Raw genomic sequence first — 12,321 nt, forward strand, 5'->3', positions numbered from 1 at the left:
ACAATTTAAAGAATTATAAATCATGAAACAGACAACAAAGAACATTCTGGGAGTAGGAGCAATCATTCTTCTTAGCTCAGGAGTTGCAGGATTGACAACTTACAAATTGTTGCAATCTAACGAATCTGCAAAAGAAACATCTTTTAATGAGATGTTCAAGCAGAATCCCAATGTCAAATTGGCTGCTTTTGACGCTGTGAACGCTCAACCTGTTGATTTGACACAGGCTGCCGAGAATTCACTTCATGCTGTCGTACATATAAGGTCTACTCAAGAAGCTAAAACAAGAACTGTTCAGCAAGCGCCGGACATTTTCGATTTCTTTTTTGGTGATGGACGCGGACAGCAACGTCAGGTACAGTCTCAACCTCGTGTAGGTTTTGGTTCGGGAGTAATCATCTCGAAGGATGGATATATCGTAACGAATAATCATGTGATTGAAGGTGCGGATGAAATCAGTGTGAAACTGAATGATAACCGTGAGTTTAAGGGACGCGTGATTGGTACTGACCCTAGCACCGACCTTGCGCTGGTGAAAATTGAGGGTGATGATTTCCCGACTATTCCGGTGGGAGATTCCGAAGCGTTGAAAGTAGGAGAGTGGGTATTGGCAGTAGGTAACCCGTTCAATTTGAACTCTACTGTAACTGCCGGCATCGTAAGTGCAAAAGCCCGTTCTCTGGGAGTATATAATGGTGGTATAGAATCATTCATCCAGACGGATGCTGCCATCAACCAGGGTAACAGTGGTGGTGCACTGGTAAATGCCAAAGGTGAATTGGTTGGTATCAATTCAGTGCTTTCTTCTCCGACAGGTGCTTATGCAGGATACGGTTTTGCTATCCCGACCAGCATTATGACGAAAGTAATTGCCGACTTGAAACAATATGGAACAGTACAACGTGCATTGCTCGGTATTCGTGGTGGCTCTATCGGTAGCAGTTTGATGGACGACCGTCAACCGATTGACAAATCCGGTAAGACATTGGCAGATAAAGCTAAAGAACTGGGTGTTGTAGAAGGAGTATGGGTTTCTGAAATCGTAGAGAATGGTTCTGCTGCCGGAGCTGATATCAAAGTCGATGACGTAATTATCGGTGTGGATAATAAGAAAGTATCCAATATGGCTGACTTGCAGGAAGCACTTGCTAAACATCGTCCGGGTGATAAGGTGAAAGTAAAACTGATGCGCGATAAGAAGGAAAAGACCGTTGAAGTAACGTTGAAGAACGAGCAAGGTACTACCAAGATCGTGAAGGATGCAGGCATGGAAATCCTGGGAGCTGCTTTCAAAGAGTTGCCGGATGACTTGAAGAAGCAATTGAATCTAGGTTACGGTCTGCAAGTGACAGGAGTTTCTTCCGGTAAGATGTCAGATGCAGGAGTTCGTAAAGGCTTCATTATCCTGAAAGCTAATGACCAGCCGATGCGCAAAGTCAGCGATCTGGAAGAAGTAATGAAAGCTGCTGTTAAGTCTCCGAACCAGGTATTATTCCTGACCGGTGTGTTCCCATCAGGTAAACGCGGATATTTCGCTGTCGATCTGACTCAAGAGTAATATATAAAAATAAGGTAAGAAGATTGCAGGATAAGCTAATGAAATAGAAAAAGGATGCCGCCAATCAACTTGTCGGCATCTCTTTTTGTTTTATTAGATGAAAAATATAGTGTAAAAGTTACTTAATTTTGTATGTTAACAAATTATTTGTCGTAACTTTGCACTCCAAATCTGTTTTTAAAGAATGAGACAACTAAAGATTACCAAAAGTATCACTAACAGAGAGAGCGCTTCTCTTGATAAGTATTTGCAGGAAATCGGCCGTGAAGACCTGATTACTGTCGAGGAAGAAGTGGAACTCGCTCAACGCATTCGTAAGGGTGACCGTGTAGCATTGGAAAAATTGACACGTGCCAATCTTCGTTTCGTCGTATCTGTGGCTAAACAGTACCAGAACCAAGGTTTGAGTTTGCCTGACTTGATTAATGAAGGCAATTTAGGACTGATTAAGGCTGCCGAGAAATTTGATGAAACACGTGGATTTAAGTTCATTAGCTACGCTGTATGGTGGATTCGCCAGTCTATTCTGCAAGCATTGGCAGAGCAGTCGCGTATTGTTCGTCTCCCGTTGAATCAGGTAGGTTCGCTGAATAAGATCAGCAAAGCCTTCTCGAAGTTTGAACAGGAAAACGAGCGGCGTCCGTCTCCCGAGGAGTTGGCAGACGAACTGGAAATTCCGGTTGATAAAATCTCTGATACGCTGAAGGTATCCGGCCGTCATATTTCGGTGGATGCGCCTTTTGTGGAAGGGGAGGATAACAGCCTGTTGGATGTGTTGGTTAACGATGATTCGCCAATGGCGGACCGCTCTCTGGTTAATGAGTCTCTTGCGAGGGAAATTGATAGAGCTCTTTCTACGTTAACCGATAGAGAAAAAGAAATCATTCAGATGTTTTTCGGTATCGGACAGCAAGAAATGACATTGGAAGAAATCGGCGATAAATTTGGCCTCACACGTGAGCGCGTTCGTCAGATTAAAGAAAAAGCAATTAGAAGACTTAGACAAAGTAATCGTAGTAAATTGCTCAAATCTTACTTGGGATAAGTAAGGAATATCAGTTTCTGAAAGAAAAAAGAATTTGAGTCGCATAAGTCGCACTTTTCATATAGAAGAATGTACTTATGCGACTTTTTACATAAGCCCCATTCTATAATTCAATCTTATACTATGCGAGTTTTATGAAAAAGTCAGTTTTTAATATCATTGGTTCTTATTGCTTTGGGAGCAGGGCTGGTGGCGTATGCAAGATGTGCGGCATCCTTTTCTGATTCGGTGCCTGCTAAAGTAGAGCAGCGTTTGCGGGAAAAAGCACAGGCGGGAAAGGCTTATTGTGATAAGAATGGATATAATACGAATTATTGCTTTCTGGTAGATTTCAGTATTCATTCTGGTAAAAGGCGTTTCTTTGTATGGGATTTCAAAGGAGATTCCGTGAAATATGCCAGTCTCTGTGCTCATGGATATGGGAAAAATAGCACCGTGTCCAAGCCTGTATTCAGCAATGTGGAAGGTAGCTATTGCTCTTCTTTGGGAAAATACAAGGTGGGTATCCGGTCGTATAGCAAGTGGGGAATCAATATTCATTATAAATTACATGGATTGGAAGCGACGAATGATAATGCTTTCAAGCGGTATATCGTGTTGCATTCTTATACTCCGTTGCCGGAAACAGAGGTGTATCCTTTGCATCTTCCGTTAGGAATCAGTCAAGGGTGTCCTGTAATATCCGATGAAGTGATGCGGAAAGTTGACGGTTTGCTCAAAGCGGAAAAGAAACCAGTCCTGCTATGGGTCTATGACTAAGAAATGCTATTTATTTGAGATAAATAGAGGTAATCTCCTCTTTTTTGTTACCTTTGCAAGGTTAAAAATTATATGATATGAAATACGTAAAAATACTATTTGCAATTGCACTTGTGTTTACCATGTGCTCCGCTTTTTCCTTGAAAAAAGACCACTCTAAACCGGTTTATGCTTTTGGAATTTCTGCCTCATTTACGGATACAGTAGTCTATTTCACGGACATTCAGATATTAGATAGTGCGAAGGTTAGCAAGGAAGGCTTCTTGTCTCACCGTGAGTTGTATAGTTATCAGTTGAAGAATTATCTGGAGGATAACCAGTTGCAACAGAATAGTACATGTATGATTTACTTCTCGGAAAACAAGAAGAAATTAGAAAAAGAAGCAACGAAGATTCTGAATAAATACAAGAAAAATAATAGAATGACGGTGTCGCGGATTGATTCTGATAAATTCCACTTTACGAAACCGGAAGAATAATAAGCAATAGTTAAATTGTTAATATAATAAGAGATGCAGCTTTGCATCTCTTATTTTTTTATCTTTGCCTCGTAATAAACTTGAAATCTAATGAAAAAGATAAAAATATTCTCCTTGTTTGTGTGTTTGGCTATGCTGGTAATCGCTTGTCATAATGACGATGATGAAAGAGGAGTCCAGATGCGTACAGTTCTTGTTTATATAGCAGGTGACAATTCTCTTCGCAGCTTTGCCACAGAGGATTTGGCGGAAATGACAGAGGGAATGCAGTCTGTAGATGATAACTCTTATAACCTACTCGTATACATTGATACCGGATCAAGTCCTAAACTAATTCGATTGAAGAAGGATAAAAAGAAGAATGTCGTACAGGAGGTAATCGCTACGTATGAAGGACGAAACTCTGTAGATGTCTCTAAGATGAAGGAGGTTATCAACACGGCATTTTCTGAATATCCGGCACAGAGTTATGGGTTGGTTTTGTGGTCTCATGGAGAAGGATGGTTGGCAAAATCGCAGAATAAAACCCGTTGGTGGGGACAGGATGGTGGTTCAAATTACATGGATATTTCCGAGTTAAAAGATGTTCTGCGTAATGCGCCTCATTTGAGTTTTCTTCTTTTCGATGCATGCTTTATGCAATCTGTTGAGGTGGTCAATGAATTGAAGGAACATGCGGATTACATAATAGGCTCTCCGACAGAGATACCCGCACCGGGTGCTCCATATCAGAAAGTAGTTCCGGCTATGTTTGCCAATAATGCATCGGCTACGGACATAGCAAAGGCATATTTTGAATTTTATGCAGATGAAAATCTTTATACTGGCAAATTGCCATATAATTGGGGCTTAGGTGATCCCTGGACGGCAGGAGTCTCTGTTTCTGTAGTGAACACTTCCATGTTGGAACAACTGGCTAAAAGCAGTAGTGAGATTATTCCGAAATATATTAAGGGCAGACAAGCGATAGCCACATCGGGCATACTCTGTTATGATTGTCGGTCCAGTAAGTATTATTATGATTTTGATGGATTAATACGTTCTTTAGGTAGTGAGACTAGCGAATATGAGGCTTGGAAAGCTGCTTATGATGCTGCTGTGGTTTATTGGAAGACTACTCCTAATAATTACTCCAGTTATGGCGGTAGTTTCTCGATGAATGGCTCTGCAGGACTTTCTACTTATATATTTCGTCAGTCGTATGAAGAGGAGATAAATCCTTTTTATCGTCAGTCGATACAATGGTACTCCGCTGCCGGATGGGATGAGACAGGCTGGTGATAATTACCATTTCAATATTCTTTAGAAGATAGGATTCTAACTTTTTGTGAAGATAGTGTGAAGAATAAGCAATCCTTATATAAGTGGTTATATGAGACGTATGAGAACGATTTGTTTTCATACGGCATTGCTTTTGGCATTAGTAAAGAACTTTTAGAAGATGCCATTCACGATGTTTTTTTGCATTTATATGAGCGTGAGCACAAACTTTGGGAAAGTCAGAATATGAAGTTCTATCTGTTGAACTGTTTGAAGAACCGGATTCGGACCATTAAGAAAAAAGAAATGAATACCGAATTTCTGGAAGAAGGTTCTGATAACTATAGTTTCCTTATTGAAGTGAACGGCTTTGAACTCATAGATGAAGAAAAAGAAAGAGCCGCTATGCAAAAACAGCTGAAAAAGATGCTGGATAGCCTTACAGACCGGCAACGGGAGGCTGTATATCTTCGTTATACCCAAGGACTTAGCTATGAGGAAATCGGGAAATTGATGGGAATACAACCTAAAGCAGCACAGAAATTAGTGTATCGGGCTATCGAACAAATGCGTAAAATTCAGCCTCAAATTATTTATTTTTTCCTTTTCGGTTATTTTCTTTAATTTTCGTGGGGGTATTTTTGTTCTTTGCGTGTTTTTAAAGTGAAACCGTAAAAAGAACGAGTATGCATTCAGATCGAATACCCGAATCGACAAAACAATGGCTACAAAATGAAGACTTCATATTGTGGTGTCTGGCTCCTACCCAGGAATCGGAAGAATGGTGGGTTAATTATCAAAAAGAGCATCCCGAAGATCAAGCATCCCTACAGGAGGCCCGCAAAATCATATTATCTGCCCGGCTGAATCCGGTTCAGCGCTTACCCGAAGAATCAGAAAGATTGCGGGCACGTATAGAGACAAGCATGGAGCGTCGTGATAAGAGACATCGTTTTATCTTATTTACCCGTTATGCTGCCGCCTGTGTACTAATATTAGGTATTGTTTCTTTCTGGTTGATTCATTCTTTTCAGACGTCCGGAACTGCTGATGATCTGCTTGTCAATGTGAAAGCAGATACTCTGTATCAGAAAGTAATGCTGATAAGAGATGATGCGGAAGCGATTCAGATAGAGAATAATGCCGTCATTACTTATGATAGCAATATTACTATTCAATCCGATGGTAAGGAAACAGAGATAATCAAAGAGGGAGCGGTTCAACCCGGAAAACAAAATACACTGATAGTTCCTTATGGTAGCCATTCATCCATTGTATTGGCAGACGGATCGAAAGTATGGATTAATTCCGGAAGTAAATTACGTTTCCCTTCCTCTTTTGGTCCGGGCGAACGCAGGATAAAAGTAGAAGGAGAGATTTATATAGAAGTTGCCAAAGATACTTCCCGGCCTTTTTATGTAGAGACACCCCAACTGACAGTTAATGTATTGGGAACAAAGTTTAATGTGTCTGCCTATGCTGATGATGCATTGCAATCCGTGGTGTTGGTAGAAGGAAAAGTAAATGTAAAAGCAAACTCCAATGAAGATTTTGTCCTTTTGCCTAATCAGCGTTTTAAGTTGAGTGATGGGATATCCGGCATCGACGAAGTTAATGCTTACGATTATATTTCATGGAAAGATGGCGTACTTCAGTTCCGGGGTGAGACAATGAAAGATATTATCCAACGGCTAAGTCGCTACTATAATGTATCTATCACATGTACGCCGGAAGTTGCGCAAAAGTGTACAATGGGAAAACTTATCTTATTTGATGATATAGAACAAGTCATGAAAACCTTCTCGTTGCTGTACGATGTCCAGTGTACAATTGAAGCGGGAAGTATAAAAATCGAGTAATAACCCTAAAAATTTAATGCCTATGAATAAACCACAGAAATGAAGCCTTTGTAAAAAAGAAGTTCGGAAGAGAGGCAACTCTTCCGAACCCGTGAGATTTAAATTTTTCAATTACTTATGAAAAACCTAAAAATTGATACGCAAAAATATGGAAAATTCCTATTACAATCATGCAAATAGGGCATATTTTCTTTGTAAATCATATCTGTTTGTGAAATTTTTTGTTATTTTTCTATTTATAGCGAATGTAACTCTCGCTAATGGAAATGGAACGAGCGAACTCTATGATATAAAGAAAGGGACTCTACTGGAATATTTTAAAGATATAGAGAAAGAAACAGGCTACGTTTTCATCTATTCGAAAGATATCCGACCTAGTTTAAATCAAGTTGTCAGTGTAGATCTATCCAGGAAGAAGACAATCACAGAAAAATTGTCAGCCTTGTTTGAAAAGACAAATCTGGTATATGAAATAAATGGAAAACAGATTGTTGTAAAGAGAAAAACGGCAGTGAAAAAGAATCTTTCTTCGCAGCCACAGGAGCCTCGGAGAATAACCGGTACTATTACCGATACAAAAGGAGAACCGATTATCGGTGCCAATATCAAGGAAGTCGGTACATTTAACGGCATAATTTCCGATATAAACGGGCGCTTTGCCTTATCTGTAAATCCGAATGCAGTTTTGGAAATCAGTTATATCGGTTATGTCACGACGACAGTACCTGTAAAAGACAATAAAGTGCTTTCTATTGAAATAAAAGAAGCCGAGCAAAGTCTGGAGGAAGTCGTTGTTGTCGGCTACGGAAAGCAGAAGAAAGAAAGTGTGACAGCATCTATCGCTTCTATTTCGAGGAAAGAACTGGTACAGACACAACAATCCAATATTAGTAACATGCTGGTAGGACGAATGCCGGGATTGATTGCTTTTCAAAGAAGTGGTGCTCCCGGCGAAGACGCTTCCAGTCTGTTAATCAGAGGTGTCAGTACATTTACAGACAACACGGCTCCTTTAATAATGATCGATGGCATCGAACGAACTAATTTTGACGGCATAGATCCGAATGAAGTTGAATCATTGAATATACTTAAAGATGCTTCGGCAACAGCGATCTATGGAGTAAAGGGAGCTAACGGCGTAGTATTAATTACTACCCGTAAAGGGGAAAGAGGGCGTCCCCGGTTGAGCTATTCGGGTAATTTTGCTTTGCAGCAATCTACCCAGCTCCCCAGTTATCTGAATAGTGCGGATTATGCAACTTTATACAATGAAGCTTTAGAAAATGACTCCCGGGTTTCGGGTTCTACCTACCAACCGAAATTCACGGATAAAGATATTGAATTGTACAGAAATGGCTTTGATCCGATTTTGCATCCGAACACTAACTGGATAGACGATTTTCTTAGAAAGTTTTCTACCCGCACTCAACATAACATCAACCTTTCGGGTGGTACAGAACGTGTGAAATACTTTATATCGGGAAGTTATTTCGATCAGACCGGTATCTATAAACATACCAAGATAGATTCGGATCATGATGTAAATCCCCGTAACACCCGTTATAACTTCAGAACTAATTTCGATTTTCAGATAACGCGGGACTTTTCGGCAACTGTTCAAATGGCCGCCCAGATAGGTAGAGTGATTACTCCGGGCTCCGGTAACAGTGGAATCTGGCAAGCTATTTCTTTTGCCAATCCCTTGAGCTCTCCGGGATTGGTGGACAATAAAATTGTCCGCATACAGGATGGATTGGGAAGCGTCAATCCCTGGCAAACCTTATTAAGCAACGGTTATCAGAAAGATAATAGAAATAACATCAATACAACATTACGTCTGAATTATGATTTATCATCTTTGCTGACCAAAGGTTTGTCCGTACACGGGAGTATCGCGTATGATAGCTATTATTACAGCCGTAAGAAATATTCGAAAACCTTTCCTTATTATCTTGCGCGCCGTGATGCGGAAGATCCGGATTACATCTATCTGATCCCCCAATCAGAAGAGAGTATCTGGTCTGTAAGTACCGGATGGGATAAGAACCGGAAAGTATATATGGAGTTTGGAATTGATTATAATAGAACTTTCGGGCTTCATAAAACGACAGCACTTATTCTGTATAATCAGAGTAAATACTATTCCCCCTCCCTTCAATATTATGTACCTAATGCTTATCAGGGATTGGTAGGACGATTGACCTATGAATATGCCTCCCGTTATTTGGCAGAATTCAATATGGGATACAACGGAACCGAGAATTTTGCCAAAGGCAAACGGTTCGGATTTTTTCCTGCTGTTTCATTAGGTTGGGTCATCAGTGAAGAAAAGTTTTTTCCGAAAAACAATATCGTTAAATATCTAAAGGTGAGAGGGTCCTACGGAGAGGTAGGAAACGATCAGATAGGTGGTGATCGATTTTTGTATCTGCCGTCTTCTTATGGAGCAGCGAGCGATTCGGGTGTGAACAAGTATAATTTCGGTTTGGCTTCCAATCCGTATACTTCACTGATGATTGTTGAAAATAAAATCGGTAATCCTGATTTGACTTGGGAAAAGGCGAAAAAGATGAATGTCGGTGTAGATATTAATCTGTTCAATAATTGTCTGACTGCTTCATTTGATATATTCAAAGAAAAACGAAATAACATATTAGCCAACAGATCAACATCCCCCATGATTATAGGCGCTAATCTTCCTGCATATAATTTTGGAGAAATGGAAAATCGCGGTTGGGAAATGGACCTTAATTTTAGACATCATATACAAGATTTCCATTATTGGGCACGCTTCAATTATTCATTTGCGAGGAATGAAATCATCTACATGGATGAAGTGCAGAAGAGATATGATTATCAGATGACTACCGGAAGAAGAAAGAATCAGTTTTTCGGACTGATTTTTGACGGATACTATAACTCGTGGGAAGAAATCAATGCATTAGACCGTCCTAAAAGTTCATGGAGCGGGAATCAGTTGCAACCGGGAGACGTCAAGTATATAGACGTCAACCAGGATGGAGTGATTGATGATTACGACATGGTCCCGATAGGATACACCCCCGTACCGGAGATTATTTACGGTTTCTCATTCGGAGCGCAATATAAAGGATTTGATTTCTCCATCTTATTTCAGGGAGCCGACAATGTATCCATTAAATATTTCGGACGGTCGATGTGGCCTTTCGCGAAAGGAGAAGAGAGTGCGAAATCTCTGATAAAAGAACGTTGGACACAGGAACGGTATGAGGCAGGAGAAAAGATCACCTTTCCCCGTTTGTCTCTGAATCCCAACGGAGAAACCGATCACAACTATCGTCCTTCTACTCTTTGGATACGGGATGCCAGTTATTTGCGATTGAAAAACCTCGAAGTAGGATATACATTTACCGGAGGTTTTGTCAAACGGCTTAACCTGAATAGTGTAAGATTATATTTCAACGGTTCCAATTTATTCACGTGGACAGATGTGGTAGATCTGGACCCGGAAGCACCTTCGAGAAGTGGAAATGTTGAAATCAATACATATCCGTTGCAGAAAGTATATAATATTGGTCTTAATATAAATTTTTGATAATCATGAAAAGAATAACATATATATGTGCAATACTTCTGTCGTCTGTATTGATGTTTTCGTGTAGTGACTATCTGGAAGCTCCGCCCTCTGTCGATTTGGATGAAGACGGTGTCTTTGCCGACAGGACTTTGACAGAACAATACATAACAGGCATCTATGCAGAAGGTATGCCGCTGGGGTTCTCGATGGGAAGTAGCGGGATCGACCGTAAACTGTGTGCAACCTCAACCCTGGCAGGAGCGTGTGATGAAGCCGAACAAGGTGCAAACTGGGGGAAGGGCAATGCCTCGTGGAACGTGGACAATCATAACAACAGCAGCATAGACTGGGATGAAGACCCCCGTCACAACACCCGTTGGCAGACATTACGAAAATGCAATATCGTGCTTGAACGTATTGACGAAGTGCCCGATGATCCGGGAGACGTTGATTTTAAGAAACGTTCCAGAGGCGAAGCCTATTTTATGCGGGCTTTGGTCTTCTGGGAAGGAGTATATAGATATGGTGGACTGCCTATAATATACCGTAGAATAAATCCGTCGGAAGATGGTAAACTACCCCGTAATACATTTTCCGATTGTGTAGACTCCATTCTTGTCGATTGTGACCGGGCTGCCTCCATATTACCGGATTATTATACGAATTCGATATTGGTGGGACGGGCAAACAGGATAGCCGCCTTAGCTCTCAAATCCAGAGTACTCCTGTATGCGGCGAGTCCTTTGTTCAATACCGACGATCCGTACCTTCCTTTAAGTGGAAATAATGACCTGATAGGATATGGAAACTATAGTAAAGAACGCTGGAATGAAGCTGCTAAAGCAGCCAAGGCAGCCATTACCGCTGTTGAATCTTCTGGCTATTATGACTTGTACGATGAGGGAACACCTGAAACAAATTACGAACATGTGTGGACTGCTCCCGATAACAAAGAAATAATTCTGGCCAACAAGAAATACCGGAATTTCACAACAAGCAGTCATCCCATAACAAGCAATATACCGGCATGGGCGGGAAGTAGTTGGAGCGACGGCGGTCTTTTTACAACCTTCAATTTCGTGCGTTTCTATGAGAAAAAAGACGGGAACCAACAAACATGGAATATGGATGGTGGCGATGATCTGCTTGAAAAGTACGACGAACTGGACCCTCGTTTTGCGCAAACCATTGCAGCACATGGAGCTAACTGGAATACAGAGATTGGAATTCTTAATTTTCTGCCCGGTGGAGCTCACAATGTAGCCAATGATAAAACGAAACACCTGGTTCGCAAATGGGTACCTCGCGTACTAAGAGCAACGGCTCCGCGCAACTCCACTAATATGGACTGGATTGTCTTCCGGGTAGCCGAACTCTATCTGAATTATGCAGAAGCTTTGAATGAATATTATGAAACTCCCCCGAAAGAAGCATTCGATGCAGTCCTGAAAGTTCGTGAACGCTCCGGAATGCCGGGCTTTCCTTCCACTTTGAATAAAGAGCAGTTCAGGGAGAAACTGCGAAGAGAACGAGCCGTGGAACTGGCTTATGAAGATCATCGTTTCTGGGATATACGACGTTGGCTGATAGCCGATGATGAAGGTGTTATGAAAGGTGCCATGTATGGATTGCAGCTCTCCGCTGTTACAGGAGCACCGGGTAAAGTACATTACAAACCTTATGTCTTTGAAAACAGATTATGGAGTGACCGTTCTTATTTACATCCTATCAAGCAGACCGAAATAGATAAAGGGTATATGCTTCAGAATCCGGGATGGTAAATATGTTCAATCAACTAAAAATAA

9 protein-coding genes are annotated in these 12,321 nt (G+C 41.0%); all 9 read left to right on the plus strand.

Annotation, left to right across the window (positions count from 1 at the left end; translation table 11 throughout):
- The first annotated feature begins 22 nt into the window (after positions 1 to 22).
- The gene (locus KSX81_RS20795; RefSeq protein ID WP_004296667.1) at positions 23 to 1,558 is read left to right on the plus strand and encodes a trypsin-like peptidase domain-containing protein; all 1,536 of its coding nucleotides are present in this window, start codon (positions 23 to 25) and stop codon (positions 1,556 to 1,558) included.
- A 184-nt stretch (positions 1,559 to 1,742) separates the two neighbouring features.
- Positions 1,743 to 2,603 carry an RNA polymerase sigma factor RpoD/SigA gene (locus tag KSX81_RS20800; RefSeq protein WP_002561589.1) on the plus strand — a complete coding sequence of 287 codons (861 nt, stop codon included), beginning with the start codon at positions 1,743 to 1,745 and terminating at the stop codon, positions 2,601 to 2,603.
- A 186-nt stretch (positions 2,604 to 2,789) separates the two neighbouring features.
- Entirely contained in the window at positions 2,790 to 3,362 is a 573-nt protein-coding gene (locus KSX81_RS20805) for a murein L,D-transpeptidase catalytic domain-containing protein (protein ID WP_060451242.1), read from the plus strand.
- Positions 3,363 to 3,439: 77 nt separating this feature from the next.
- Positions 3,440 to 3,841 carry a hypothetical protein gene (locus KSX81_RS20810; protein WP_004296669.1) on the plus strand — a complete coding sequence of 134 codons (402 nt, stop codon included), beginning with the start codon at positions 3,440 to 3,442 and terminating at the stop codon, positions 3,839 to 3,841.
- Between the two features lie 90 nt (positions 3,842 to 3,931).
- Positions 3,932 to 5,122, plus strand: a complete 1,191-nt coding sequence (locus tag KSX81_RS20815; RefSeq protein ID WP_004321143.1) for a clostripain-related cysteine peptidase — start codon at positions 3,932 to 3,934, stop codon at positions 5,120 to 5,122.
- Between the two features lie 57 nt (positions 5,123 to 5,179).
- Positions 5,180 to 5,725: an RNA polymerase sigma factor gene (locus KSX81_RS20820; protein ID WP_004296671.1), complete on the plus strand. Its 546-nt coding sequence runs from the start codon at positions 5,180 to 5,182 to the stop codon at positions 5,723 to 5,725.
- A 62-nt stretch (positions 5,726 to 5,787) separates the two neighbouring features.
- Positions 5,788 to 6,960, plus strand: a complete 1,173-nt coding sequence (locus KSX81_RS20825; RefSeq protein WP_217725993.1) for a FecR family protein — start codon at positions 5,788 to 5,790, stop codon at positions 6,958 to 6,960.
- Positions 6,961 to 7,108: 148 nt separating this feature from the next.
- Entirely contained in the window at positions 7,109 to 10,534 is a 3,426-nt protein-coding gene (locus KSX81_RS20830) for a TonB-dependent receptor (protein ID WP_004321142.1), read from the plus strand.
- Positions 10,535 to 10,539: 5 nt separating this feature from the next.
- A complete protein-coding gene (locus tag KSX81_RS20835; protein WP_004321141.1) occupies positions 10,540 to 12,297 on the plus strand; it encodes a RagB/SusD family nutrient uptake outer membrane protein in 1,758 nt (585 codons plus the stop codon).
- The last annotated feature ends 24 nt before the right edge of the window (positions 12,298 to 12,321 follow it).

This window comes from Bacteroides sp. MSK.18.37, assembly GCF_019129155.2.
GTDB classification, from domain to species: Bacteria; Bacteroidota; Bacteroidia; order Bacteroidales; family Bacteroidaceae; genus Bacteroides; species Bacteroides ovatus.